28 protein-coding genes are annotated in these 24857 nt (G+C 72.0%); 10 read left to right on the forward strand and 18 right to left on the reverse strand.

All coding sequences use genetic code 11. The annotated features are described in order from the left end of the window. Window positions 1-150 precede the first annotated feature (150 nt). Both KIT14_12320 and KIT14_12325 read left to right on the forward strand, forming a co-directional pair. Window positions 151-1944, forward strand: coding sequence for an ATP-dependent DNA helicase RecQ (locus KIT14_12320; GenBank protein MCW5891320.1), 1794 nt, complete (start codon window positions 151-153; stop codon window positions 1942-1944). Further along, on the forward strand, window positions 1941-2744 hold the full coding sequence (locus tag KIT14_12325) for a GNAT family N-acetyltransferase (GenBank protein MCW5891321.1): 804 nt from the start codon (window positions 1941-1943) through the stop codon (window positions 2742-2744). Before KIT14_12320 ends, KIT14_12325 begins: the two co-directional genes overlap by 4 nt. 10 nt (window positions 2745-2754) lie before the next feature. Here the strand turns inward: KIT14_12325 and KIT14_12330 are convergent, their stop codons facing one another. Continuing rightward, window positions 2755-3021, reverse strand: coding sequence for a hypothetical protein (locus KIT14_12330; GenBank protein MCW5891322.1), 267 nt, complete (start codon window positions 3019-3021; stop codon window positions 2755-2757). Window positions 3022-3322: 301 nt separating this feature from the next. On the opposite strand from KIT14_12330, the gene KIT14_12335 reads away from it, so the two are divergent. Further along, the gene (locus tag KIT14_12335) at window positions 3323-4939 is read left to right on the forward strand and encodes a glycosyltransferase family 39 protein (protein MCW5891323.1); all 1617 of its coding nucleotides are present in this window, start codon (window positions 3323-3325) and stop codon (window positions 4937-4939) included. Between the two features lie 3 nt (window positions 4940-4942). Here the strand turns inward: KIT14_12335 and KIT14_12340 are convergent, their stop codons facing one another. The 16 genes from KIT14_12340 to KIT14_12415 all read right to left on the reverse strand — a co-directional run bounded on the left by KIT14_12340 (window position 4943) and on the right by KIT14_12415 (window position 18658). Next, window positions 4943-5797, reverse strand: a complete 855-nt coding sequence (locus tag KIT14_12340; protein ID MCW5891324.1) for a phytanoyl-CoA dioxygenase family protein — start codon at window positions 5795-5797, stop codon at window positions 4943-4945. A gap of 106 nt (window positions 5798-5903) precedes the next feature. Further along, on the reverse strand, window positions 5904-6653 hold the full coding sequence (locus KIT14_12345) for a glucose 1-dehydrogenase (protein MCW5891325.1): 750 nt from the start codon (window positions 6651-6653) through the stop codon (window positions 5904-5906). An 89-nt stretch (window positions 6654-6742) separates the two neighbouring features. Further along, complete coding sequence (locus tag KIT14_12350; GenBank protein MCW5891326.1) at window positions 6743-7093, reverse strand: helix-turn-helix transcriptional regulator; 351 nt, start codon at window positions 7091-7093, stop codon at window positions 6743-6745. Window positions 7094-7157: 64 nt separating this feature from the next. After that, a complete protein-coding gene (glsA, locus tag KIT14_12355) occupies window positions 7158-8171 on the reverse strand; it encodes a glutaminase A (protein ID MCW5891327.1) in 1014 nt (337 codons plus the stop codon). Next, window positions 8168-8896 carry a CHRD domain-containing protein gene (locus tag KIT14_12360; protein ID MCW5891328.1) on the reverse strand — a complete coding sequence of 243 codons (729 nt, stop codon included), beginning with the start codon at window positions 8894-8896 and terminating at the stop codon, window positions 8168-8170. Before KIT14_12360 ends, glsA begins: the two co-directional genes overlap by 4 nt. Further along, complete coding sequence (locus KIT14_12365; protein MCW5891329.1) at window positions 8893-10515, reverse strand: hypothetical protein; 1623 nt, start codon at window positions 10513-10515, stop codon at window positions 8893-8895. The genes KIT14_12360 and KIT14_12365 overlap by 4 nt, the downstream gene beginning before the upstream one ends. Further along, window positions 10515-11564, reverse strand: coding sequence for a hypothetical protein (locus tag KIT14_12370; GenBank protein ID MCW5891330.1), 1050 nt, complete (start codon window positions 11562-11564; stop codon window positions 10515-10517). Before KIT14_12370 ends, KIT14_12365 begins: the two co-directional genes overlap by 1 nt. After that, the gene (locus tag KIT14_12375; GenBank protein ID MCW5891331.1) at window positions 11561-12604 is read right to left on the reverse strand and encodes a hypothetical protein; all 1044 of its coding nucleotides are present in this window, start codon (window positions 12602-12604) and stop codon (window positions 11561-11563) included. Before KIT14_12375 ends, KIT14_12370 begins: the two co-directional genes overlap by 4 nt. 102 nt (window positions 12605-12706) lie before the next feature. Further along, complete coding sequence (locus KIT14_12380; GenBank protein MCW5891332.1) at window positions 12707-13765, reverse strand: hypothetical protein; 1059 nt, start codon at window positions 13763-13765, stop codon at window positions 12707-12709. 27 nt (window positions 13766-13792) lie between these two features. Then, a complete protein-coding gene (locus tag KIT14_12385) occupies window positions 13793-14107 on the reverse strand; it encodes a hypothetical protein (protein ID MCW5891333.1) in 315 nt (104 codons plus the stop codon). After that, window positions 14104-15192 carry a hypothetical protein gene (locus tag KIT14_12390; GenBank protein ID MCW5891334.1) on the reverse strand — a complete coding sequence of 363 codons (1089 nt, stop codon included), beginning with the start codon at window positions 15190-15192 and terminating at the stop codon, window positions 14104-14106. Before KIT14_12390 ends, KIT14_12385 begins: the two co-directional genes overlap by 4 nt. Window positions 15193-15204: 12 nt before the next feature. Continuing rightward, on the reverse strand, window positions 15205-15459 hold the full coding sequence (locus KIT14_12395; protein ID MCW5891335.1) for a hypothetical protein: 255 nt from the start codon (window positions 15457-15459) through the stop codon (window positions 15205-15207). A gap of 96 nt (window positions 15460-15555) precedes the next feature. Further along, window positions 15556-16500 (reverse strand): hypothetical protein, encoded by a 945-nt coding sequence (locus KIT14_12400; protein MCW5891336.1) that lies wholly within the window; start codon window positions 16498-16500, stop codon window positions 15556-15558. Between the two features lie 87 nt (window positions 16501-16587). Beyond that, window positions 16588-16884 carry a hypothetical protein gene (locus tag KIT14_12405; GenBank protein MCW5891337.1) on the reverse strand — a complete coding sequence of 99 codons (297 nt, stop codon included), beginning with the start codon at window positions 16882-16884 and terminating at the stop codon, window positions 16588-16590. A 35-nt stretch (window positions 16885-16919) separates the two neighbouring features. Next, complete coding sequence (locus tag KIT14_12410; GenBank protein MCW5891338.1) at window positions 16920-18107, reverse strand: hypothetical protein; 1188 nt, start codon at window positions 18105-18107, stop codon at window positions 16920-16922. Continuing rightward, complete coding sequence (locus KIT14_12415) at window positions 18077-18658, reverse strand: hypothetical protein (GenBank protein ID MCW5891339.1); 582 nt, start codon at window positions 18656-18658, stop codon at window positions 18077-18079. The genes KIT14_12410 and KIT14_12415 overlap by 31 nt, the downstream gene beginning before the upstream one ends. Window positions 18659-18786: 128 nt before the next feature. On the opposite strand from KIT14_12415, the gene KIT14_12420 reads away from it, so the two are divergent. The 3 genes from KIT14_12420 (at window position 18787) to KIT14_12430 (ending at window position 21692) form a co-directional block, all read left to right on the forward strand. Next, a complete protein-coding gene (locus KIT14_12420) occupies window positions 18787-19833 on the forward strand; it encodes a hypothetical protein (protein MCW5891340.1) in 1047 nt (348 codons plus the stop codon). A gap of 29 nt (window positions 19834-19862) precedes the next feature. After that, the gene (locus KIT14_12425) at window positions 19863-20921 is read left to right on the forward strand and encodes a hypothetical protein (protein MCW5891341.1); all 1059 of its coding nucleotides are present in this window, start codon (window positions 19863-19865) and stop codon (window positions 20919-20921) included. 147 nt (window positions 20922-21068) lie between these two features. Next, complete coding sequence (locus tag KIT14_12430) at window positions 21069-21692, forward strand: prolipoprotein diacylglyceryl transferase (protein MCW5891342.1); 624 nt, start codon at window positions 21069-21071, stop codon at window positions 21690-21692. Between the two features lie 345 nt (window positions 21693-22037). Here the strand turns inward: KIT14_12430 and KIT14_12435 are convergent, their stop codons facing one another. Beyond that, entirely contained in the window at window positions 22038-22541 is a 504-nt protein-coding gene (locus KIT14_12435; GenBank protein MCW5891343.1) for an IS110 family transposase, read from the reverse strand. 535 nt (window positions 22542-23076) lie between these two features. On the opposite strand from KIT14_12435, the gene KIT14_12440 reads away from it, so the two are divergent. Genes KIT14_12440 through KIT14_12455 form a run of 4 tightly spaced genes read left to right on the forward strand, consistent with a single transcriptional unit; the run spans window position 23077 to window position 24820 of the window. Further along, window positions 23077-23340: a hypothetical protein gene (locus KIT14_12440; GenBank protein ID MCW5891344.1), complete on the forward strand. Its 264-nt coding sequence runs from the start codon at window positions 23077-23079 to the stop codon at window positions 23338-23340. Window positions 23341-23342: 2 nt separating this feature from the next. Further along, entirely contained in the window at window positions 23343-24101 is a 759-nt protein-coding gene (locus tag KIT14_12445; GenBank protein ID MCW5891345.1) for a transposase family protein, read from the forward strand. Then, window positions 24001-24315: a transposase gene (locus KIT14_12450; GenBank protein ID MCW5891346.1), complete on the forward strand. Its 315-nt coding sequence runs from the start codon at window positions 24001-24003 to the stop codon at window positions 24313-24315. The genes KIT14_12445 and KIT14_12450 overlap by 101 nt, the downstream gene beginning before the upstream one ends. Window positions 24316-24331: 16 nt before the next feature. Further along, window positions 24332-24820, forward strand: a complete 489-nt coding sequence (locus tag KIT14_12455; protein MCW5891347.1) for a DDE-type integrase/transposase/recombinase — start codon at window positions 24332-24334, stop codon at window positions 24818-24820. Window positions 24821-24857 lie beyond the last annotated feature (37 nt).

Genomic DNA, 24857 nt, shown 5'->3' on the forward strand with positions numbered 1-24857 from the left:
CGGCGACTGCGCAGCCATCGCTACCGTGCAGTCGGCCGCGGGTCGCTTGCGCTCGGCGGCGCGAGCGCGTAGCCGGGCCCACGTCCCGTGCAGGTTCCGATCGTAGCGATTTCCCCGACGCCCGCCGCGCACTAGACTCCGCTCCCGCCGATGGCCGAGCTCGACGACGCCGCCCAGACCGCGCTCCCCGGGTTCGCGCCGCCGCCGCTCGGCTCGCGCGAGGACGTCGCCCGGGCCGTCGCCGCGCTGCGTGCCGCCTGGGAGGCGGGCGATCCCGCGGACCCGGCGCTGCGGCGCCGCTGCCTGGGCGGGCTCGAGCAGCTGCGCGCCACCTGGCGCGAGCGCAGCGCGCTCTTCGACACCGGTGCGATCGAGGCCCTGCGGCTCCTGGCCGCCGCCCTGAAGGCGCCGGCGCCGAAGCGCCCGCTCACCATCGGCTCGGCGGCCACGCCGCACGACGTGCTGCGCTCCGTCTTCGGCTACGAGGCGTTCCGGCCCGGCCAGGCCGAGATCATCGACGCCGTCCTCGGCGGCCGCGACTGTATCGGCGTCATGCCGACCGGCGCCGGCAAGTCGCTCACCTACCAGGTTCCCGCCCGCTGCCTCGGCGGCACGACGCTGGTGCTCTCGCCGCTCATCTCGCTCATGAAGGACCAGGTCGACGCGGCCGACGCCGCCGGCCTGCGCGCCACCTACCTCAACTCGAGCCTCGAGCCGGCGGAGCGGCGGGCTCGGGTCGAGGGGCTGCGGGCCGGCGCCTACGAGCTCGTGTACGCGGCGCCGGAGGGGCTCGAGGCGTCGGTCGGCGGCGCGCTCGGCGGCGTCGACCTGCGGCTCGTCGCCGTCGACGAGGCCCACTGCATCAGCCAGTGGGGCCACGACTTCCGTCCCGCCTACCGCAACCTCCAGGGCCTGAAGAAGCGCTTCGCCGGCGTGCCGGTGCTGGCGCTCACCGCGACGGCCACGCCGGCGGTCACGCGCGACATCATCGGCCAGCTCGGCATGGAGGCGCCGCTGCAGGTGCGCGGCTCGTTCTTCCGCCAGAACCTGCACGTGCACGCCTACCGCAAGGGCGACGGGCTCGGCCTCGGCGTGCGCGAGGCGATCGGCCGTCTGGTGCGGGCGCGGGCCGGACAGAGCGGCATCGTCTACTGCCTCACCCGCAAGGCGGTCGAGCAGATGACCGAGTGGCTGCGCGAGCACGGCGTGCGCGCCATGGCGTATCACGCCGGCATGGAGCACGAGGCCCGCACCAGGACGCAGGAGGCCTTCCGCCGCGACGACGTCGACGTCGTCGTCGCCACGGTCGCCTTCGGCATGGGGATCGACAAGCCCAACGTGCGCTACGTGATCCACCGCGATCTGCCGCGCTCGGTCGAGGGCTGGTACCAGGAGATCGGCCGCGCCGGCCGCGATGGCCTCGCGAGCGACTGCATCCTCTTCTACTCCTGGGCCGACGTGATGAGCTGGGACGCGCTGCAGGACGACGGCGACGAGGAGCTCGCGGCACAGCGCCGCCGCCAGGCGCGCGACCTCTTCCGCCTGGTGGACAACCGCGGCTGCCGGCATCAGGTGCTGGTCGGCCACTTCGGCGAGCGCCGCGAAGCGTGCGGCACCTCGTGCGACGTCTGCACCGGCGCCGACCTGCTCGCCGCCGCGCCGCGCATGCCCCGCAAGGGCCGCAGCGGCACGCTGGCGCCCGCGGAGCCGGCGGTCGCCGACGACGCCGTCGTGCAGCGGCTGAAGGCGCTGCGCCGCCGCCTCGCCGACGCCGCCGGCGTGCCGGCCTACATCGTGTGCAGCGACGCGACCCTGCTCGCCATGGCGGCGATGCGCCCGGCGACACCCGAGGCGCTGCTCGACGTGCCCGGCGTCGGGCCTGCCAAGGTCGCGCGCTGGGGCGCCGACTTCCTCGCTGCGCTCGCCGAGCCGTCCGAGCCGTGAGCACCGCCACCGCACCCGGCGCCCTGGCCCGCCCCGCGCTGCTCGCGGCCATGGACCGCAACATGGCGGCGATGAACCGGCTCGACGCGCGCGTCACCGCCGGCGGCTTCGTGCACGAGCACGACGGCCTCGTCTGCCTCGGCCATCCCCACGGCACGGTGCTGACCAACATGGCGATCGTCACCGGCCCGCTCGCCGCCGTCGCGCTGCGCGCCCACGCGGCCGCGGCGTTCGCCCCGGCGGCGCTGCCGTGGTCGGCGTGGACGCGCGCCCATGCCGACGCCGCCCTCGAGCAGGCGCTGCCCGAGGCGGGCTTCTTCCCGCTGGCGGAGGTGCCGGGCATGGCGCTCGTCGGCGCCGGCGCCGAGCCGGCGACGCCGAAGGACGTCGTCGTGCGCGCCGTCGCCGACGCGCGCGACGTCACCGCCTACCGCCGCGTGATGCTCGACGCGTGGAGCGTGTACGGCGTGCCCGCGCAGAGCACCGCGGCGCGCTTCGCCTCGCTGGCCGGCCTGGCCGGCGCGGCCGCGCAGGCGTTCCTCGCCTGGCGCGGCGGCGAGGCGGTGGCAGGGGCGGTGCTGTATCCCGCCGACGGCCTCGCGGGCGTGGGCTGGGTGGGGACGGTCGGCGACGCGCAGGGGCGCGGCTACGGCGCGGCGGTGACGTGGGCGGTGGTGGCGGAGGGCCGGCGGCGCGGGCTCGCGGCGGCGTCGCTGCAGGCGTCGCCGATGGGCGAGCCGGTGTACCGGCGCATGGGCTTCGAGACGCCGACGTACTACCGCGTCTGGCTACCGGGCTGAGCCGGCCGGCTCACTCGAAGTACGCCTTCACCTGGAGCTGCGGCACGAGGCCCGAGAAGTTGACGTGGCCGTGCTCGACGGGCTTGTGGCCGCGCTGCACCGTCGTCGCGATGTCGGGGTAGAGGTAGACGGGCAGGGCGAGCCCGACGCTGACGTCGTGGTTCAGGAAGTACTCGAGGCCCACGCCGACCTCGCCCGCGACCGACGTCGCCTGCACGCTCAAGGTGGGCGTCTTCGCCGTCACCGCCGTTCCCTGCTGCGTCGGGATGTCGACCACGCTGCGGCTGTCGTTCAGGTCGTACGTGCCGGCACGCCGTCCGGCGCGGTTGCGCTAGCAGCCCGCGCGGCGCCGACACAATGCGCGCCGTCCGTGGCGTTCATGCTCGTGTCATCCTCGCGCTCGGGTGGCGCACCGGCGCGGCGTGCGGCGCGTGCGCCGTTCACGTGCACGCAAGGTGCGCGCTGGTAGCCGCCCCCGCGTGCAATCGCATCCGACGGCCGGGCGACGCGGACTCCGCGTCGCGCCGGCAGGCTCGTCGCGGCAACCCCGGCCGCTCGTCGCGGTCGCCGCCTGCGCCGTGCTCGCGCTCGCGGCGCTCCTCCTCTTCGTGGGGCTCGGCGCCTATCCGCTCTGGGATCCCGACGAGGGCCGCCACGCGCTCATCGCCCGCAACCTGTGGGCCGCGACCGACTGGCGCGGCATGCTGCTGCCGCGTCTGCACGGCCGGCCGTATCACGACAAGCCGATCCTCTATTACTGGCTCACGGCGGTCGCGTACGCGCTCGGCGGTCCGACGACGGTCGCCGCGCGCTGGGTCTCGGCGTGCAGCGCGCTCGCGACGGTGGGGCTCGTCTTCTGGTTCGCGCTGCGCGCCTGGGGCCTCGCGGCCGCCGTCGCGGCGGCGACGATGCTCGTCACGGCGCTCGGCTTCCTCGGCCTCGGACGCTTCTCGTCGCTCGACATGCTCCTCACCGTCGCCGTGACGTCGGCGCTCGTCGCGCTGTACGCCTGGAGCCGCGAGGAGGGGCCGCGGACGCCGCTCGCTCTGGCCGGCGTCGCGCTCGGCGTGGGACTCCTCGCGAAGGGCGCGGTGGCGCCGGTCCTCGTCGGCGCCATCGTCGTCGTGCACCTGGCGACGACGGGGCGGGTGCGCCTGCTGCGCGGGCGCTCCCTGCTCGTGGTCGCGCTCCCGTGCCTCGTGGTGGCGGGACCGTGGTACGTCGCCGCCGCCTGGCTCGACCCGGCGTATCTCTCGGAGTTCCTCGTCCGTCATCACCTGAAGCGCTTTCTCGCGGCCTCGGAGCGTCTCCATCCGGCGCCGTTCTGGTACACGCCCGTCTTCGCGCTCGCGGTGTTCTGGCCCTGGAGCGCGCTCCTGCCCGCGGTCGTGCGCGACGGCCGGGAGCGCGGGCTCGACGAGGCGCAGCGCTTCTGCCTGATCTGGGCGGCGGCCGTGGTCGCGTTCTTCACCGTGTCGAGCGGCAAGCTCGCCACCTACGTCCTCCCGGCCATGCCGGCGCTCGCGTTGCTCGGTGGCCGCGTCCTGGCCGAAGCGGCGCGGCGTCGGGTGTCGGAGCCGACGCGGCGGCTCGTGCGGGGCGGCCTCGTGGTCGCGAGCGGCACCTGGATCGTGGCCGGCGCCGGCCTGCTCGCGGCCGGGCTCGCGCGCATCACGACGCCTTTCCCGCAGCGTGCGGCGCTGGCCGTCGCCAGCGTCGCGATCGCCTGCGTCCTGGCGCGGCTCGCGCGGCGCGCCCCCGTCGAGACGGCGGCCGCGGGCCTCGTCGGCGCGGTGATGGCGACGGCGGCAGCCTTCTACGGTCTCGTCGTGCCCGGGCTCGAAGCACGCTTCAGCGACGCTCCCCTGGCGCGTCTGATCCGGGCGTGCGACCCGGCAGCGGTGGGACCCGTGCTGGTCTGGGGCGACACGCCCGATTCGCTCGCGTTCTACCTCGATCGGCCCACGCACCGGATCGAGCGGCCGCGCGACCTGCGCCACGTGCTCGCGCGCCGCGACCGCGTCTTCGTCGTCGCCGGCCTCGGTCAGGTGGAGGATCTCCAGCGCATGACGGGCGACGCCCTCGACGTCGCGGCGCGCGGCCGGCACGTGCTGCTCACCGCCCGGACGCTCGCCGCCGGCGCGACCAGCGGCTCCCGCGCCTGCGCGGCGGGCAGCGGGCGCGTCGGCGGGTGACGTCTACGCGAGCCGGCGCTTCGGGTGCACGCCGCCCACGTGCCCCATGAACGGCGGATGGATCGTGTAGCCGAGCAGCTCCTGCACGCGCTCGGGCATCGCGCGCGCGACCTCGGGCGCGATCGCGAGGGTGAAGTTCTCCTGCTGGCGCGCCCACGGCTCGCAGTACTGGTAGGTGACCGCGAGCCGCGGCGCCGCGCTGCGGTTGGCGCCGCCCCGGTGCCAGAGCGTACCGAGGAAGAGCACGACGGAGCCGGCGGGCATGACGACGGGCTGCGGCGCGGCGTCGACGACGTCGGGCGCGTGCTCGGCCGACAGCGCCAGCGCGGAGTCGGCGCCGCGGCCGTACGTCGTCGCCTGCGCGAAGTCGCCCGCCGACACCACGCCGCGCGGGACGACGTCGCCCCAGCGGTGGCTGCCGCGGATCACCTCGGTGGCGCCGTTCTCGGCGGTGAAGTCGTCGATGGCGCAGATGGTGGCGACGCTGATCGGCGCGCGCGGGCGGGGAAAGGGATAGAAGCTGTCGTCGAAGTGGAGCGCCTGTGCCGTTTCGCCGGGATGGATGCGGATCGCCTGCCCGGCGGTGAGGAGGTAGTGCGGTGCGAGCAGGGCGTCGAGCAGCGCGAGCACGTGCGGGTGGGCCGCGAGCGCCGCGAACGCCGCGTGGACGGCGGGCAGCGTGTAGACGCGCTCGGTGCGGCGGCCCTCGAAGTCGTTGCGGCCGAAGGCCTGACGCGCGAAGTGCGGCGCCAGCGCGTCGCGGTACGTGCGCAGATCCCGAGCCGACAGCAGCCCGTCGAGGACGACGTAGCCGTCGGCGTCGAGGCGGGCGAGCTGGGCGTCGCGGTCGGCGGTCACGGTGGCGCCAGCCTGGCGCCGGCGCCCGGCGAGGTCAACGCGGACGCGGGTCCGGCCGCCGGAGCCGCGCGCCGACGCGGGTCGGTCGCGACGGCCCCGGCGCCGGCTAGCGGTAGCCGCCGGCGGCGACGAGCAGCTCGCCGGTGAGCCAGCCCGACTCCTCCGACGCCAGGAAGACCGCGATGGGCGCGATGTCCTCGGGGACGCCGTTGCGGCCGAGCGGGGTCTCGGCGGCGATCTGCTTCTCGGCGTCGCTGCCGATGAAGCCGATCGCGGTCGCCCCCTCGGTCGCGACCACGCCGGGGTTGATGGCGTTCACCCGGACCTTCCGCGGTCCCAGCTCGCGTGCCAGCTCGCGGGTGACGGTGTCGACGGCGCCCTTCGTGGCCGAATAGATCACGGACCCGATCAGCGGCTTCGTGCTCGCCACCGAGCCGACGTTGATGACGCTGCCGCCCTCCGGCCCGAAGCGCGCCACGGCCGCCTGCGTCGCGAGGATCAGCCCGAGCACGTTGACGTCGAACTGGCGATGGAACTCCTCCGGCGTGACCTCCTCGAGCGGTGCGAAGCGATAGATGCCGGCGTTGTTGACGAGGACGTCGAGCCGGCCGAACGCCTTCTGCGTCTCGGCGAAGAGGCGCTGCACGTCGTCCGGCCGGGCGACGTCGGCCTGGACGGCGACGGCCTTGCCGCCCCGCCGGGTGACGTGTCCCACGACGCGCTCGGCGCCCTCGCGGTCCGCCGCGTAGTTCACCACCACGGCCGCACCCGCGGCCCCGAGCTCCTTCGCGATCGCGGCACCGATGCCCTTGGCGGCGCCGGTGACGACCGCCACCTTGCCTGTGAGTCTGCCCACTGTACGTCTCCTTGCCGTCGCGGGTTCATTTCGACGGCCATCGAAACGTTCCACCCGCCCCGACCCGAGTCAACGGGGGGACGCTCGGCTCAGAGGCGCGCGAGACGCGCGAGGTAGGCGCGCAGGACGTTGCGGCGGAGCGTGAGGTGGGCGAACTTCCCTTCGCGGGCGATGGCCACGAGCCCGGCCGCCTCGAGCTCCTTCAGGTGGTGCGAGAGCGTGGCGGCGGAGACGTCGTGCCGCTCGGTGAGGTGGGTGCACGGCATGGCCGCGTCGCACGCGGCGATGTCGGCGAGGATGCGGAAGCGGCGCGGCTCGGCCAAGGCGCGGGCGACGCGGGCGAACTCGGCCTCGGTGAGCGTCGCCCGCCGCGGCGCGCGCGGCGTCGCCGTCCGGCGGGACGCGGGGCGGGTCTTCGGGCGGGTGCGGGGCCTGGCCATGCGGCGCGGAGCGCACGCTGTCGCAGGACCACCCGGGATGCAAACCGGCGCGCGCCGCGGGCGCTCAGCGCGGCGTCACGGCGTAGGGGTTGCCGCCGAGGGCGTTCGACACGTCCATGATCGCGCGCTGGGCGCGCACGCTGTTGCCGGCGGCGTCGAGCGGGGGCGAGAAGGCGGCGATGCCGAACTTGCCCGGCGAGACGGCGATGATGCCGCCGCCCACGCCGCTCTTCGCCGGCAGGCCGGTACGGAACAGCCACTTGCCGGAGTCGTCGTAGAGCCCGGCCGTCGCCATCACGGCGAGGACGCCCGGCACGTGGCGGGCGTCGATCACCGTCGCCTTGGTCACCGGATTCACGCCGCCGTTCGCCAGCGTCGCGGCCATGGTGGCGAGATCGCGCGTGTCCACGGCGACGGAGCACTGGCGGGTGTAGAGGTCGGTCGCCTGGGCCGGGTTCTTCGCGATCAGACCGTAGGCGTGCATGAGCATGCCGATCGCCTGGTTGCGCTGGTTCGTCGCCGCCTCGGAGGCGTAGACCTCGGCGTCGATCGCCAGCGTGCGCCCGGCGAACGCACCGTAGCCGGCGAGGATCGTCGCCCAGACCTCGTCGGCGCTCTCGCCCTCCACCATGCTCGTGACGGCGATCGCGCCGGCGTTGACGAGCGGGTTCATTTCGCGGCCCTTGTACTGCTCGATGGCGGTGATGGAGTTGAACGCCTGGCCCGTGGCGTCGACGCCGACCCCGTTCGCGATCGCCTCGTCGCCGCGCTGCTGCATCACCTCGGCCAGCGTGAAGACCTTGGAGATCGACTGGATCGAGAACCGCCGCTCGACGTCGCCGACGGCCGTGATCTGCCCGTCGACGGTGACGACGACGATGCCGAACAGCGTCGACGGCACGGTCGCGAGCGCGGGGATGTAGTCGGCGTTCCTGCCTTCGGTGAGGCCGGCGTACCTCGCGCGCGCGGCGGCGAGGGCCCTCTCGACGTCGGCCTTGGCGGGAACCTGGGCGGCGCCGCCGGCGGCGGAGGCGAGAAGCAGCAGCGCGGCGAGAAGCGGGCGACGCATCGTCGTCATGGGGCTTCCCTAGAGCATGCAGGCGGCGAAGCCGAGCACGCGCCGGAGGCGCGCATCCCGCCGAGGCGCGTACACGGACCGGCGGCCCGCGGCACGCAGAGCCGCTCGACCACGACGTTGCCCGCCGGGGTACGCGGCAGGCAGCAGCCGGGCCGCGTGCGGGCACGGCGCGTGGGCGGCCCGCAGCTCGCCGCCTGCGCCGCGCGCTTCAGCGCACGCACCCCGGGCGTGCGCCGCTGCGCGCGGGGGAGTCTGCGCACGGCGGTGCGAACGCAGGCCCGAAACGCCGCGCCGCTCGCCGCGCCTGCGCAGCCGCAGGTGCGGCCGTCGATCGCCGCAGGCAGGATGAGCCCGTGCAGCGCGCCGTCCGGCGCCGACGCGGTCGCGACGTGCAGCCACCACCGCGCATCGACGAGCGCGGCCTGCGCCTCGGCGGCGAGCGGGCCGAACCGGCCGATGTGGGTTCCGCTCGCCGGCGGGTTGGTGAGCGCGACGACGCCCGGCCCCGCCGCGCCGACGCGCAGCTCGGTGACCGTCGCGAAGCCGCCGAGGTCCGCGACGCGAAGCTCCCAGCGCACCGTGCCGTCGTCCCGCAGCGTCAGCACGGCGAGACCGCGTGCTTCCGGCGGCCCGCCGGGCAAGGGCGTCAGCCTCGCCTCGAGGCGAACCTCGGCGCGCGCGACCGCGGCCACGAGCAGCGTCGCAGCGACCTGTGCCCAGGTCATTCGAAGTCCTCATCGAGCGCCCGCAGGAACGCCGCCACCGGCGCGATCTCGGCGTCCGCAATGCGGACCTTGCGCAGCTGCCGCGCGCCGTTGCGCAGAAGGCCGGCACGGGCGAGGTCGGCGCTCCGCGCATAGAACCGCACGACGTCCGCGAGCGTGTCGCGGCTGCCGTCGTGGAGATAGGGCGCGGAGTGTCCGAGGTCGCGCAGCCCCGGCGTCTTGAAGAGCGCGACCGTGGCAGGAAGCAGCGCCGCGGGGCGGCGGGGGCAGCCGCGGGTCCCGCGACTCGCGCACACCAGCCTGGCGAGCGCTCGCGTGCGGCGGGTGTCGGCGACGTCGGGGTTGGCGAAGACGTTCCAGAGCCCGAGGTCGGTGAAGCCGGGACGATCCGGACGGGCGATCGCGCGGAACGGTCCCGGCGCGCGTGGATGGGCGGCGCTGGGTGGGAGGAAGCGGGCCGGGTCGGCGCTGCGCGCGGCGAGGTCCGGGATCGCGATCGTCGCGAAGCTGCCGGGGCCGTGGACGGCGTCGTACTCGTCCTGGGTGGCGCCCGTGTTGTGGACGCCGAAGTCGGTGAAGGCGGGGGCGGGATGGCAGGCGGCGCAGTTGCCGGCCTTCGGCGAGAGGAATGTGCGCAGCCCGTGCAGCTCGTCGGGGCCGAAGACGAAGTCGTGCGGGTGGAGGAGGAAGCGTCCGTCGGCAGCGTCGACGAAGGCCGGCGCGTCGAGCCGTGCGACGAGCCGCGCGAGCCGCCGCGTGTAGCGCGCGGGGCTCTCCGCCCGGCGGGGGGCCACGGGCAGGCCGTTCTTGCGCAGGAAGACGTCGTAGGGCGACGCAGCGAAGGCGCCGGCCGTGTCCTGCGCGCCGACGAGGGAGCGGACGTAGTCCGCGACGAACGCCGCCACGGCGGCCAGGATCTGTTCGTCGCTGGCGCGGCGGACGTCGAACCGGCGTGCCGTCGGGATCGGCAGATCGATCGGGTGGAGCGAGTCGTAGCCGGCGAAGAGGCCGGCGTAGGACGCCCCGCCGAACGCCTGGGCGAGGGCGCCGCGGCCGTCGTCCTCGCGGACGACGCGCGCGATCCACGCCACCGCGGTTGCGCGCTCGTCGGGGTACCAGCCGAAGTTGCGGCCGGTGAACGTCGCCGCCACGAGATCCTCGAGGGTCGCGAACTCGGCGTCGAAGTGGAGCGCGAACGCTCCGTCGCGGCGCAGCGACGCGTTCAGCAGCTGCTGCGAGTTGCGTACGGTGTGGGTCTCGCCGTCGTCGCGGGCGGGGATCGGGCTGCGGCGGGCGAAGTCGGCGTAGTTGCGTCCGCCGCCACCCGGCGTCGTCTTGTGCTCGACGTCGAGGTGGCAGGCGCGGCAGTTCATCGCCTGGCCGGCGAAAGGCCCCGGCAGCGGCGTGCCGGTGGTCGCGGTGTCGTCGACGACGGGGTCGCCCACGGCGAGCGGCGCGTTCGGGTCCGGGGCGCCGTGGACGGCGGCGAACTGCGCGAAGCGGGTCTCGTCGAAGAGACGGTTGCCGAGCAGTATCTCCGGCGGATCGCCGATCGCGGGATCGGCGAGCGCGTGGCCTGCGAGCGTGAGGAGGAGCGCGACGACGGCGGCGCGGCGCATCAGCTCGGTCCCTCTTCCTCGCCGGCGGTCTGCACGACGCACGGGAAGTGGTCGGCGAGCGCGCGGCCGTCCGACGCTGCGAACAGGCGAAGGTACGTGCGCGCGCGGAAGTACGAGGCGGCGAGCATGCCCTCGGTGCGGCAGCGCAGCAGGCCGAGGTGCTGGTCGATCGTCGTCTCGGCGAAGTCCGCCGAGCCGCCCTCGCCGCAGCGCTGGACGAGGCGGGCGCGGGCCTTGGCTTGCGCCCGCTCGACGCGGGCGACGAGGCGATCGTCGCAGGCCTTGCCCGCCGCGGCGAACGCCCGCGTGTCGTCGATCGCCGCGGCCTGGCGCGCGCGCACGACCTGGACGCGATCGAGGCAGCGGCGCAGCCCTGCGGAGAGGACCGCCACGAACGGCGCCGTTGCCGCGCCGACCGCCTGTTGGCAGCGGACACTGTCGCGATCGTAGCGGTCGCCGGCGAACTCGGGCGCCGGCAGATGACCGTTCGTGAGGACGAGCGAGTAGATCGGCGACGGCTCGTAGCCCGGTGCGTCCGTCCATACGCGGAACGCGATGCGGGCCTCGCCGAACCTGCCCGGCGGCGTCGTGAAGAGCGTCTGCCATTCGGGGTGGCGGTGGAGATCGCCGGGCGGAGCCGCGCCGGACACGCCGACGAGGGCGTCGTCGCCAGGCTGCGCGAGCGTGACGCCGCCCACCTTCATCGCGGTGCGGCCGCCGTCGTTGTCGATGAGCTGGACCCGGATCGGGATGCCCGGCGGGAAGATGGGGTAGGGAACGTTCGTGCCGGGGAAGAACTCGTCGCCGTCGGCGGTGTCGAAGCCCGGGTTCGTGCCCGAGTAGATCGCGTTGTCGCCGAGCCTGAAGTCGAAGCCCACCGGGACGACGCTGCGGAAGTCGTACGAGACGAGCAGCCGCCCGCCGTCGGCGCGCTCCGACGTCACGACGAAGTCGACGACGTGGTGCGCCCGTGCGACGACAGGGGCGAGGACGAGGAGCGCCGCGGCGGTGCGGAGGCGGATGCCGTGCATGGCGTGCATTCCCTTCATTCGCAGGCCGCGGGCGCCGGCGCGTTGCGGGCGTTCCAGCGCGTTCCCGGCTTCCAGCTGGTGGTGCCGCCGAAGACGAGGCACGTGCGCCGCGTCCCGAAGGTGAGGACGACGCGGAGCGGCCCGGGGTCGGTCGCGAGGTCGAGCCCGGGGGTGTCGCTGCGGGCGGTGAGGACGAGCCGCTTGCCGGTCTTCAACCTGACCGCGCGGACGGGTCCGGCGGCGCCGCGCGGGTCGGCGTAGCGCAGCACGCGGCCGCCCTTGCGGACGGCCCAGGCGACGGCAGGCAGCGCAAGCGTCGCCGTGCCCTGCGGGCCGGCGATCACGAGCGCGGCGCCGCCGACCGACGGGTCGTCGGCGCCGCCCGGCTCGATCGCGGGAACGCCGCGATCGCCGGCGCGCAGGGAGAGGGTCCATCCCGTCCGTGCGGCGCGAAGCCGCAGCCGGCGCCCTGCGAGCAGCACGTCGGGCGCCCTGCCGACGTCGGGCAGCGTGGTCGTCGGAATCGAGACGTCGGGGTCGTTCACGAGGACGAAGACGTACGGCGGCGACGCGCGGTACGCGGGCGACGTGGTGGTGAGGCGCAGCGCGATCTGGAACGCGCCGCGTACGTCGTCGGGCAGGACGAGGCGCCACTCGCCGTGCACGTGCAGATCGGGCGCGTTGGCGACGAACGCCGACGCGCCGGGGGCGTCGAGCACGGTCGTGCCGAGCTTGAACGAGGCACCGGGGTCGGCCGCGAGCAGCTCGACGCGGATCGGCGTGCCGGCCCTCACGGGATGGAAGCCGGGCCCCGCTTCCGTCAGCGGATCGACGGCGTCGAAGCCGGGCTGCGTGCTGGTCCAGCGCGTGAGCCCGTCCGCCGAGACGCTGAACGACGTGCGGATCGGGCGTCCGAAGTCGTGCACGACGAGGAGCTGGCCGCCGTTCTCGCCGCTGGCGCCGACCACCATGTCGACGTCGTCGACGGGCGGCGCCGCCGTCGTGGGCGCGGCGTGGAGGACGGCGAGGACGGCGAGGGTACGAAGCAGTCGTGGCATGCGTCGGCTCTCCCGGAATCGAGGGTCCGGCCGCGGGCCCACGAGGAGCCCGCGGCCGGAGGCGTGGGACCGCCGCACGGGCGGCGGCCCCACGGGAGGTGATCAGAAGGGCGCTTCGCCCTCGCCGGCTCGGGCCGGCAGGATGCAGGGCAGCAGCTCGACGACGGGCGTGCCGCCCGAGGTGATCGCGCCCAGCACCGCGTGCGCCTCGGCGTAGCCCTGCGACGCCAGGTACTGCACGTCGCAAGCGCCTTTGTTCAGATGCCGGGCGATCTGGTTGGCGCCGAACGCCGAGCTGCAGGACTTCGCGACGCCGTCGAGGGCCTTCTGCGACACGTTCGCGAGCCGGCCGATCAGCGTCGTCCGGAGCACCAGCGAGCCGCCGGCGTCACCGCAGGCGCGGTCGGCCTGCGCTTCGGCCGACTCGGTGGGCAGGCCTTGCTCCTCGGCCGCGACCACCGCTGCGACCTTGTCGAGGCACTTGTAGAGCGTCTTGGCGTAGCCGCCGAGGAACTTGGCGACGTTCTTGCCGATCGCCTTCTGGCACTTGAGGTTGCTGCTCGGCGTGCCCGCACCGTAGTCGACGAACAGGTGGGTGTTCGCGAGGGTGACGGTGTACTCCTCCGACGGCGTGAAGCCCGGGGCCGCGAGGCGGAACGAGAACGTGCCCGTGCCGGGCTGGTCCACCGGCAGGCTGAGGATCAGGCGCATCTCGCCGTGATGGTGCAGGTCGCCCGGCGGCGGCGCGTCCTGCGTGCCGAGGACGTGCGTCTGTCCGACGGCGCTCAACGTGGCGGGCGACGGCGACGCGAAGAAGATCGAGACGCTGCCGGCGTCGATCGCGGTGATCTCGAGCGTGACGGTCGTGCCGGCCGGCAGGCGGTACAGGCCCTCGTCGATCTCATCGTCTGCGATCGAGGCGAAGCCCGGGTCGGTTCCGCTGTAGCCCGTGAAGCCGGGGGGCAGCACGCCGGTGAGCGTCGCGTCGTAGTCGACGCCGACGACGGTGGCGAAGTTCCAGTCGACGGCGAGCTGGCCGCCGCTCGGGGCGGTCGAGGCGATGTTCCAATCGACGTGGTGGTGCTCTTCGTCGGCCCGGGCCGTGGCGACGAGCGCGCCGGCGAGGGTCAGCGCGCCGAGGAGTGCGGTCGAGCGGTGCATGGGATGCTTCCTCCGATGGAAGTTGGTTCATGGTGCGTGGGCGTGGATGGGTGCGTGGCCGACGGTCGCGGCTGCCGGCGGCCCTCGATCCCGCGCCGGGCCGAGCGCCGGGCGGTGGGCCGGGCGGTCCACGCGCGCCACGACGGTCGTCGTCACCGTGGCCGGCGGCGTGGCCGGCGCGACCGCGGGCGGGAACGCCGTCGCCTTCGCGACGTGGCAGACGACGCAGGCGCGGGCGTCGGTCTCGTGCGCGGCGTGCGCCGCGACGTCGCCCACGAGCTGGAGCCCGAAGCTCAGCGCGAGAACGACGGCGATGCGCCGGATGTCGGCAGGTTCGATCACGGGGCGCAGGCGGCGGGGGCGGCGGCGTCCCTGGCGTCGAGCTTGCGGTCGGTGGTGAAGCGCACGACGCCGCCGAAGGCGAGGCACCAGCGCTCGGCGCCGATCGCGAGCTCGACCTGGATCGGCGTCGGGTCGTGCGTGAGCCCGAGCGCGAGGCCGGCGCCCTTCGCTGCGATCTTCAGCGTCTTGCCGGGCTTCAGGACGAGGCTCTGCACCGCGCCCGCGCGCAGCTTCTTGTCGGCGTACTTCCATCCGCGACCGCTGCCGGGCTTGCCGATCGGCTTCCACGAGGCGGCGGGCAGGACGAAGACCAGATCGATGCCGGCCGCAGCGCTGCGGACGCGAACGGCGGCGCTCGCCTGCCGTGGATCCTCGGCGCCGAGCTGGAGCGTCGGGTCCGTCGAGACGACGCCGAGCATGCGCTTGCGGGCGTCGGCCGCGTCCTTCGCGACCAGCTTCTTGCCGCCGAGGCGCTGCGCCGGCGGCGGCACCAGCGTGGTGCTGGTGGTCGTCGTCGAGCCGGGGGCGACCGTCGTCGACGTGGTGCTGCTCGTCGTGGTCGGCGGCGGCTCGGGGAGGTTCGTCACCGTCGCGGTATGGGAGGCCGACGCGGCGAAGCTCGGGCTCGTGGTCGTGAGCCGGAACGACACGGACCGCGTGCCGGTGGTGCCGTTCGCCAGCACGAGCTGCCAGCTCGGGTGGACGTGGATCGCCGACGTGGTCCCGAGCAGGCGGAACTCACCGGGCGCGGCGAGCGTGCTCGGCCCGACCTTCAGCGACAGGTCCGGATCGATCGCGGTGATCTCGACCGTGACGGGGACGCCGGCCGGCAGGGGGAACAAGCCGTCGCCCGGTGTGACGAGCAGGTCCCAGCCCGGATCGGTCGACGTGAAGAGCGAGGTGGTCGGTCCCGTGAAGCTCAGCGTCGCGCGCACGGGTCTCCCGAAGTCGTAGCGCAGGGCGAGGGCGCCGCCGCCGGGGGCGGTCGAGCCGATCAGCATGTCGCCCGTGTGCTGCGCACGTGCCGCCGTGGTCCAGGCGAAGGTGCTCAGGAGCGCCGCGGCCACGAGTCGTCCGGTTCGCATCGTCGTGTCTCCTCAGTGCGCATGGAGGTGGGTGTGGGCGGCCGTGCCGCCGCGCAGGCAGGGGAAGTAGGAGGCGAGCGGCCGTGCACCCTGCGCCGGCCGGCTCGTGAAGGCGGCGAAGTCGCTGCGCGCCGCGGGCCAGGCCGCGGAGACGAGGTCGTCGGCGGCGCAGGACGTCGCGCGCACCGTCGCCGCGGCCGCGTCGCCGCAGATCCGGCCGACGGCACGCCGCGCGCGGCGTCGGGCCTGCGTCACGCGATCGAGCATGCGGCCGTCGGCGACGCGACGCCGGCAGGCGGCCGCCACGAGGCGGTGCGACGTCGTGCGTCCGGCCGCCTCGCTCCGCCGGCGTGCAGCGAGCCACTACGAGGCTGCCGGGCTGGCACGCGCGTGCAACGAAGAGGTTGGCGAGCGCGCGCAGGCGCCGGCGAGACACGGCGCCGCGTCGACGCTCCGAGCCAGGCGGCACTCCGCGAGACCGACGTGGGCCCGCGAGTGCCATGCATTGCTCCGGCCGCGCTCGGCGACGCCGGCGCAGCGCGCGGCGAGGCGTCGCAGCATCGCCGTACGGCGCGGGGCGAGCGCCGTGCGCCGCACCGAGACCTCGCCCGCGCACGCCGTCGCACAGGCCGGGGACACGGCGCCTGGACAATCACTCGCGGTGCGGGCGAGTTCGCGGAGCCACATGCCGACCTCGCGTGCGACCGTCGTCTGGCATCGCATCGCGGTGCGGTCGTACGCCCCGGTGGTGTACGTGACCGGCGCGAGATGGCCGTTCGTGAGCTCGAGCGTATAGACGGCCGAGGCGCGATAGCGGCTGGACGGCGTCTCGAGCCGGAAGCCGAGCCGACCCTCGACGAAGTCGGTCGCGTCGCCGTGGGTGCGGAGCTGGAACTCCGGGTGCTGGTGCAGGTCCCCGCCGCGCGCGATACCGAGGACCGCGCGGTCGCCCGGTGCGGCAAGCAGCGTCTCGCCGACCTTCAGCGCGGTCCGATCGGGGTCGTTCGCGACGAGGACGACGTGGACCTCGGTGTCGGCCTCGAGCGGGAAGAGGCCGCCTGTCGGCTCGGTGACGGCGGCGAAGCCGGGGTCGACGGCGGCGTGGAGCACGAGCGAGCCCAGCGCGTCGCTGAACGCCGCCCGCACGGGCGTCGTCCAGTCGAAGACGATCGACAGTGCGCCGCCTGCGCGTCGCGTCGAGCCGATCGCCATGTCGTCCGATGCGCCGTGTATGTGCTGCGCCGCCACCACGCCGGGCGCGAGCAGCACCGCCGTCACGGCGCACGCCATCCACCAGAACCGTTGCACGTAGCCTCCGCCGTGCGCCGAGCGGCACACGGAACTCCGCTGATCCGTCCGCGAGCCGTACGGCGGTCGCGGACCTGCGAGGGATGATCAGACCAGCGGGAGGCGTGGCGGCGCGCGGCCGCCGGTACGGTGCACGCGCGCGACGATGGGCGTGTGATGCGGCCCGTCGCCGACGGCGATGCTCCGCTCCACCGGCGTCGCGATCGCGACGATGGGCGCGAGCACGGCCGGCGCATGGTGTGCGGCGAGACACGCCGCACAGTCGACCGGTACGAGGCCGTGATCGTCGTGCCGATGCGTCACCGAGCCGACGATGGCGAGCAGCACCGCCACCAGGGCGAGGGCGCCGATGATCCGGCGCATGGGGCGCATCGCACGTCGCATCGTCGCGAAGCATGTACGCCGCGATGGCGACGCTGTCAATGTTGTTGCAACCTGGATGCGGCTGTATCCAGTGGAGAGACAGCGGGAGGTCCGCCGAAGAGCTCGTCGGGCGCGAGGACGTCGGCGAGCCGCCCCGGGCGCGCGGTGAAGGTCCAGTAGGTCGGCAGGTCGTGCTCGACGAAGCGGACGCGGCGGCCGTCGATCGCGTCCGACGGGAACGCGATCACGAAGAGGGCGGCGAGCCCGGGAAGCGGGGCGGTGGTGTTCGGCATCCAGCCGAGCCCCGGGAGCTGCCGATTGCCGATCGACGCCGTCTGCCCGGGCGGGGTCAGCGCGATGCGGACGCGGAGCGCGGTGAGCGCCTCGGTGACGCGGCGGCGCGTGAGCTCGTGCAGCTCGAGCGGCACCGGACGGCGCACCGTCCCGGCGAGGAGGACGGCGGCCACGCCGCATGCGACGACGGCCTGCGTGCCGGGCGAGCGGGCGAGCAGCGCCGTCAGGCCGATGCACGCGGCCACGGCCAGGAAGGCCTGCGACGCATAGTGGTAACGCAGCGTCGCGCCGATCTCCGCCGGCTCCTGGCCCAGCAGGCCGACGAGCAGGGGGCCGCGGGATGCCGCCACCGCGGCGTAGACGGCGAGGGCGACGAGCACGCAGGCGGCGAACCAGCGCGGCGCGGGCGCCAGGCCCAGCACGGCCAGGCTGCCGGCGGCGGCGACGCCGAGCGCGATCCACGCCGTGGCCGCGGAGCCCGGTACCGGTGACCACCAGGCGCCGAGCAGCAGCGACGTCACCCCGCTGCGCAGCAGCGCGGCGAACGAGCGCGCGGCGGGCTCGAGTCCGTGGAGCAGCCACCGCAGCTCGGCGCCCTGCACCGCCGCCGCCGCGAACGCCGTTGTGGCCACCCACTGGAGACCGAGGTGCACGAGCGCGACGCCACCGGCCACGGCGAGCGCGGCGCGGACGGCGGCGCGGCGCTGCGGCGTCGCAGGGAACGCGATCGCCACGACCGCCGGCAGCACGAGGGCGACGGGCAGCGCCGTGCCGAAGAAGAGGTCGCCCAGGACGAGCCACGCGAAGACGACGAGCCACACGCGTCGCCCGAGCGTCTCGACACGGCGTCCGGCGACACGGCCGAGCGCGAGCAGCACGCAGGTGGTCGACGCGACGCCGCCGAAGGCCGAGTACCAGGTCAGCGATTCGCTGGCGGGCAGGTTCCCCACGCCAGCGCCGCGAGGCCCGCCAGCATGGTGGCGCCCGTCACGCGCCACGCGAGGCGCGCGACCAGGACGACGTTGAGCGCGTGGGTGAGGAGCAGGCTCGCGAAGTAGGGAACGGGATCGAGCCCGGCGGTGCGGTCGAGGAGCGCGAAGACGAGATTGCGCAACACGAGCGTGCTGCCGCCGATCGGCGTCAGCAGCACCTCCGGCAGCGGGCGATCGTGCAGCAGGTAGAGCCATACGAAGTCGTCGTTCCAGAAGTACGCGTCGAGCGCGCCCGCCCAGACCCAGGCGGACGCGCCGGCCGCGGCGATCCCGGCCACCCAGACGACGCCCGGCATCCTGCTGGCGCGGGTGATGTCGGACGTGCTCGCCGGCTTCAAGGAAACATAGCCCTTCTCACGAGCAAAGCGCTTGATCGTCGCTTCGCCGTCGACAAGCGCAACGACATCGTCGGATTCAGGCATCGCCGCTAGTAGGTCGGCGCCTTCGATGAGCTCACCGCCAGACTTGACCACCCGGCAGCCCGGTCGGAGCCTCTCGGTGACCACCATGCCCGCATGCTTTTGCTTACTGAATGAGGGGGCAGGTTCGAAACGCGATCGCGAAGACGGCTGACACCGCTAGCTCATCACGGCGAAGAGGTTGGCAGTTCTCGCCCAGGCCAGATATGCGACTCGTCATGACCGTCGGCAACCGTTGGATTCGTAAGAAAGCCTTGCGAGGCATCGCGACATGGATGCTGCCTCTCTGTGTCGCGGCACTCGATCCTACTGCTGCACTAGCGACGCATTGCGGTGGCGATCATTGCTGGATTCTTCCCGCCGACCAAGAGACGACCCCTCAGGCGTGCTGCGAAGTTGTGCGCAACCTGAGCACAAATGCCATCCTTCCGTTCGCCTGTGTTCTGGTAAACGGGCAAGGGTCATTTGTCGGAGGTGGCGGCGGCTGTCCGCTCATGATTTTCAACAGCGGCAACGGGCAGTGCCAAGGGGGGCACTCCAATATCGTCGGGGATCACGATATTAACCTCAAGCCCCTACCGCCAATCGACTACACCGCCTATTGCGCTCAGGGGGACGGAGTTGTGTGTCGGCTGTGCTACGCGTCCTTCGCGGCCGGGTACAGCATGGTGTCGCAGCTGACGTTCAGCACACCCTCAGATCCGAATCCGTCTTCGGGGCTGTCTGGCATCTGGAGCAAGATCGGTGCCCCGTCGACACTGACGTCGCTAGTGCGACTACCCCATAATCCCGCGCTCTACGAGCGAGTCGGTGGTAGGCAGCGCCACGCCCCAGGCTGGAGCAACCACGAGGATGGCAATCACTGGGGAACGCCAGCGATGAAGGCAGCGCTCGAGCACCTCTCTCAATCGTGGTTGGGAACCGATCCCGATGGCTACGTATGCGGCTCTCATGGGAAGTTCGCTATCAACGACATTTCGCTCGAGCCTGGGGGCATCTTCGACATCGATGGCAACTGGTTCACGCCGCACAAGTATCACGGGCGCGGTCGGGCAGTTGATATACGACCGCAACGGCAGAACTCTAACTTCGGTGTACCTGTTGGCGAGGAGAACCCATTCTGCACGCTCGCAAGGCATGCTGGTTTCACAAAAGCGTGCTTGGAGATTCCGCGCAACGACAATTCCTATCCGACGGGGACTGACTGCAGTCCACGCTCTCTGTGCGAGCCAAGCACCATTAAACACTGGCATCTTGAGCTGTAATGATGATGCCGATTGGAAGGAGATGGGGCGTGCGTCGTGCGTTGTGGTTCTGGGGGGCGCTGCAGCTATCGGTAGGAATCTGGGGCGGTGCACTCGCGGGCGACGATTTCGTGATTCCTATCCCGCCGAATCGATTGGAGCCCGTCGAACATCCCGCCGCGAAGGCGGCCTTTGATCGCGGGATCGCCGCTGCCAGGCAGTATCCGCCGACTGTGCTGGATGAAATGCCAGTGGAGGAGCTCAAACGACAGGGCTACGTGTTCGTGCACCGCTCGACAGGTGAGTGGATGCGACGGATATCGCGCTGCGAGTTCGAGTTCGCGTATCGCCTCTCGACGAAAGAACTCGACGTCCGACAGTTCGAACTCCCGTGCCGCGTCGAGCCGTCCATAAGCGTACGCGTGGAGCGCTTAACCAATGGTCGTTTCAGGTACGCCTACGATATCGCGAATGGAGGTTCGGCTGTCCAGCCGATTGCCTGGGTTAGGATGAACGCGAAGGGCGTATCCGACATACCCGGCTCGGGATCACTCGGGTGGGTCGACGCTCATCTTGCCCCATGCGCGGAATGCGATGACGCGAGGGCGATTGAATGGCGTCCCTCAGTTGCCGGGCTAGAAGTCAAGCCGGGTAGCCGTGCGCAAGACATCACATTCGATAGCGACGATCTTCCGGGGGTCGTAGCTGCCGAGGTCGGCGGGGGCAACCGCCACGGCCCCGACGATCAACCGCTAAAGGAGGGGCTTCCGACCTGGCTGGGCGATCTCACGAATGACCTCATCGCGAATGAAGGCAAGGTTGTGGTCACGACGGTTGGGCCAGCGATACGCCGTCCGGCGGATGGCGGCGACTCTCGCACCGAGGCCGTGCGAAAGATCGTCGATGATATGCAAAAGGCTAACGCCGCCGGCATGCTTGGCGACGAGGTGTACGGTCGCTTGCGACCAATGGCGGATCGCATTGCTTCCAATCCAGGCGACCACGAGAGCGTGCGTTCGCTGCGCGAAGCGGTTGCTGGCTCGCCTGGAATCGATGAAGCTTACCGAAGCGCGTTGACGCTGTCGGTCCCCGTGTTGCTGCCAGAATAGTCACGGTGTCCCCCTATCTTGTGGCATGGGGAGGCTGGGTCGCTATCGGTTAGGCGGTAGCCGTCTATTTAAGCTGGGTGGACGAACATCCAGTCGGTAAGGTGCTCACCTGTCCTGCTCGGGGTCGTTGCTGTGATTGGCGCTCGATTGCAGTCGCATCTGTTCGAGCACCGGTTCCCGATTGCGACGCTGTGGGAGGGGCCCGCTGTCCTCGTGCGCCCAGGCTATCGCGCCGCAGGCGGGTTCATAGCTGCGTTTGGCGCCGCGCCTCTCGTATCGCGCTGCCTGCGGCTGCCGTTTAGAAGGCTAGCGGACACCCTGGCGCCTGTGCCCGCCATCGTTCTCGCCGTCGGTCGCCTTGGCTGCTTCTTCGCGTCGTGCTGCTTTGGGAAGGTGTCCTCACTGCCATTGGCTACACAGTACCCGCCGGGAACCGAGCCGTTCTTCAATCACGTCGCGCGAGGACTGATATCAGCCACGGCGCCTCACTCGCTTGGCGTCCACCCCCTGCAGCTCTACTTCAGCGTGAGTGCGGGATGCACCGCAGTGTGCCTGCTCGCCTTGAGGGGGCGCCAGCGATACGAGGGGCAACTGGCGCTGTTGATGGCGGCGCTTCTGTCATGGCAAGCAGTAGCGCTTGAGCCCCTGCGCGAGCTAGCCGCCGTGCAGAGCGTTCCCGGGCGATTCTCGGCGCCTCTCATCTCGGCATTGCTGTTGTCCGGGGTGCTTGTCTGGAACCAGGTGTCAGTGGCGAAGGACTCTCTAAGATAGGGAAATGCGCGGCAAGACGCGCCGCTCGAGAACTGTCCCGCTATGGGCCAGTAATACCGGCGGAGACGTGCCGGACGAGATAGGTGATGTAATCTGCGGTCGGGGTACGCAGAATCGCCGCGCTGCCCGGCGTCCCGGCGAGCGACGTAGCGAAGCGCATCGCGTGCCGCACGGGAAGCTAGCCCATGCTCAAACAATAGCTCAGTGACATCTGTCAAACGTATCGTATACTGATCGGTCGCTCCTCCTGGGCGTCTGTGCCCAGATCGTAGTAGAGGAATTCGCGGACGTCCTGAGGTGGCTCCCCTCCGAGACTGGATACTCCCTTCGTTGTCCAGTGAGCGGTCAACCCGTGGCATAGAACTTCTCGGGAATGCACGCCGTGTTCGTCTTGAACATGCCGTAGATCGCGTGGAGCAGCTTGCGCATCACCGCCACGTAGGCCTGGAGGGGCGTCTTTCCGCGAGCGACGAGGTGCTCGAAGAAGGCCTTCACGCGGGGCTCGTGCTGAGTCGCGACGAGTGCGGGCATGAACAGCGCCCGAGGAATGTGGGCGTTCCTGACCTTCGAGATGTGCACCGGCTTGTTCACCGACGTCCCGGACTGCGACGGGCGAGGATCGAGGCCAGCGTAGGCAACCCACTGCCGGACCGTCATGTCCGCCGGTAACGCCAGGAGTTCCGGCAGAAGCTGCACGGCGCTCGCGGTCGCGATGCCCCGCACGGATGTGAGCCGATCGAACGCACGTTGCAGCGTCGCGTCACTACGGATCACGGCGACCGCCTCCGCCGTCAGCAGGTCGATTCGCCGACCCAGGTATCGAATGTGCACCGCCACGTCGTTTCGCACGACGGCTGGATGCTGGGTCGGCGCCTGGAGTGCCTGCCAGCGATTTGTTTCCCGCGTCCGCTCGACGACGAGCGTGGCAATCCGCCGCGATGGCGCGTAAGACCAATACCGACGCCGCCGGGGGACCCCATGCTACAAACGGCATGCGTGCGACGTACTCGCACAGGGCTACCGCCGCAGTGACGTCGGTCTTCGCGCGCTGCATGAGCGCCCCAGCGAACTGCTTCACTGCCCGGGGGTTCGCACCATCACCTCAATGCCGTGGGCACGCTGAAGGGCCAGGGCCACGTCGAGGCTGTAGGTGCCGGTAGCCTCGAGAGCGACCCGTGCGGTCCTGCCGCCCTTGGTTAGCCGTCGTATCAGCTTCCGATGCCCCACTGCGTCGTTGTCGAAGCGAACAGCTTCAACGGGCGAGCCGTTACAGCGGGCGTGAGGTCGTCCCCCTCCTGGACTGGACAGGGCATAGTGCCCGGGTCCAGAGGGAGCGACGATGGAGAAAGACTTTCAGCGATGGACGGCTCGGCGCAAGGTCGAGGTGCTCCTGCAGCTGATCAAGGGCGAGGCGAAGCTCGTGGACGTGTGCCGCGAGCCCGACCTCAAGCAGTCCGAGGTCGAGGGCTGGATGGACACGTTCCTCAAGTCCGGGGAGCGCGGGCTGAAGGCGCGCTCGGAGGACGAGCAGGCCACGCATGACCGCGAGGTCCGCGAGTTGCGCGCGAAGGTGGGCGCACTCGTCTTGGAGCTCGACGCCCGAAAAAAGCTCGATGCCCTCACCGGGAAACCCGAGAAACCCTTCTGACGGTGCAGGGCCAGATGCGCGAAGAAGGAAAGACGGTGTCGATCGTGCAGCTCTGCCGGTGGTTCGGCGTGGCGCGGTCGACCTTCTACTACCGGCGGCCGGTGGCGCCCGCCGCCCGCGTCCCCATCGTAGAGACGGCGCTCGAAAGCGCCCTCCGCGCGATCATCGACGCTGAGCCAGCGGTCGGCCTGCGGATGATCACCGCCCGTATCCGGCGCGCCGCGGCGACCCGGGTGAACCGGAAGAAGATCCACCGCATCATCAAACTGAACCAGTGGCAGTGTCAGCGCCGGCCCCAGGGGCATCGCCCCCGGGCCCAGGGATGGGTCTCGCGGGCCACCCGCCCGAATGAGCGCTGGGCGATCGACACGACGCATCTCTTCTGTGGGCGGGACGGCTGGTGCCACCTCACGGCGATCATCGACTGCTACGATCGGACGATCGTCGGCTGGCGTTTGTCGCGGTCAGGAATCGCGGGGGTTGCCGCGGCGGCACTTGAGGAGGCCCTCCGCAGCCGGCGCATTGATCGGACGAGCCCCGCCCTGGTGTTACGCAGCGACAATGGCCTCGTGTTCGGCGCGAAGGCGTTCGTCCGCGTCGCGCGGCGCTACGGCCTGACCCAAGAGTACCTCACCCCATACAACGCCGCAGCAGAACGGCATGATCGAGCGCTTCTTCCTGACGTTGAAGCAGGAATGCGTGTGGCTCCAGCGCTTCGAGAGCCGGGACCACGCCTTCCAGGTCGTGGCGGAGTGGCTTGATCGCTACGACGCCGTCCGTCCGCACTCGGCCCTCGGCTATCTCACGCCGAAGGCATATCGGGAGCAATTAGCACCTGAGCTGTACGGAAACGAGGGGGACACCACAGCGGCCCTCACGGCGCGGATTCGGGCCATCCACGCGGCCTCGGGCGGCCAGGACGGCGTGCCGCGCGTGGTCGCGGAGCTGCGGGCGCACGACGGGGACGTCGCGTAAGCGCGTCGCGCGGTTGATGAAGGCCGCGGGCCTGCGCGGGCGCCGGCCGCCGCGGTGGGTGCGGACGACCACGCCCGAGCCGACGTCGCCGATCCCGGATCGCATGCACGGCCAGTTCGCGGCGCCGGCGCCCGACGTGCTGTGGGTCGGCGACATCACGTACGTCCGCACGTGGGAGGGCTGGCTGTACCTGGCGACGGTGCTCGACGTCTTCTCGCGCCGTGTACTGGGCTTCGCGCTCGCCGACCCCATGCGGGCCGAGCTCGTCGGCGAGGCCCTGGAGATGGCCGTCGCCACGCGCGGTGGCCACGTCGCCGGCGTGATCTTTCACTCGGATCGTGGCTGTCAATACACATCAGCAGAGTACCGCACGCTCTGCGACCGGCACGGGGTGTCGCAATCGATGGGGAAGACCGGCGTGTGCTGGGACTGTGATGATGATGTCCCTGTCGCCGTCGGCCCGGGTCTGACCCCTGTTATGACCGACTTCGTGTCCTGGCGTTGATCTGTCGACCCGGTCGGACGGCACCCATCCAGGCGAC

This window comes from bacterium (genome assembly GCA_026129405.1).
Classification (GTDB): Bacteria; Desulfobacterota; Binatia; order DP-6; family DP-6; genus JAHCID01.

Bases quoted from the DNA above. Each gene is read 5' to 3' on its own strand.
- KIT14_12395 (MCW5891335.1), bottom strand. From the start codon at position 15,459: ATGCTCGATCGCGTGACGCAGGCCCGACGCCGCGCGCGGCGTGCCGTC.
- KIT14_12415 (MCW5891339.1), bottom strand. From the start codon at position 18,658: ATGGTGGTCACCGAGAGGCTCCGACCGGGCTGCCGGGTGGTCAAGTCT.
- KIT14_12455 (MCW5891347.1), top strand. From the start codon at position 24,332: ATGAAGGCCGCGGGCCTGCGCGGGCGCCGGCCGCCGCGGTGGGTGCGG.
- KIT14_12360 (MCW5891328.1), bottom strand. From the start codon at position 8,896: ATGACCTGGGCACAGGTCGCTGCGACGCTGCTCGTGGCCGCGGTCGCG.
- KIT14_12420 (MCW5891340.1), top strand. From the start codon at position 18,787: ATGACCGTCGGCAACCGTTGGATTCGTAAGAAAGCCTTGCGAGGCATC.
- KIT14_12375 (MCW5891331.1), bottom strand. From the start codon at position 12,604: ATGCCACGACTGCTTCGTACCCTCGCCGTCCTCGCCGTCCTCCACGCC.
- KIT14_12390 (MCW5891334.1), bottom strand. From the start codon at position 15,192: ATGCGAACCGGACGACTCGTGGCCGCGGCGCTCCTGAGCACCTTCGCC.
- KIT14_12450 (MCW5891346.1), top strand. From the start codon at position 24,001: ATGATCGAGCGCTTCTTCCTGACGTTGAAGCAGGAATGCGTGTGGCTC.
- KIT14_12380 (MCW5891332.1), bottom strand. From the start codon at position 13,765: ATGCACCGCTCGACCGCACTCCTCGGCGCGCTGACCCTCGCCGGCGCG.
- KIT14_12370 (MCW5891330.1), bottom strand. From the start codon at position 11,564: ATGAAGGGAATGCACGCCATGCACGGCATCCGCCTCCGCACCGCCGCG.
- KIT14_12365 (MCW5891329.1), bottom strand. From the start codon at position 10,515: ATGCGCCGCGCCGCCGTCGTCGCGCTCCTCCTCACGCTCGCAGGCCAC.
- KIT14_12320 (MCW5891320.1), top strand. From the start codon at position 151: ATGGCCGAGCTCGACGACGCCGCCCAGACCGCGCTCCCCGGGTTCGCG.
- KIT14_12405 (MCW5891337.1), bottom strand. From the start codon at position 16,884: ATGCGACGTGCGATGCGCCCCATGCGCCGGATCATCGGCGCCCTCGCC.
- KIT14_12350 (MCW5891326.1), bottom strand. From the start codon at position 7,093: ATGGCCAGGCCCCGCACCCGCCCGAAGACCCGCCCCGCGTCCCGCCGG.
- glsA (MCW5891327.1), bottom strand. From the start codon at position 8,171: ATGACGACGATGCGTCGCCCGCTTCTCGCCGCGCTGCTGCTTCTCGCC.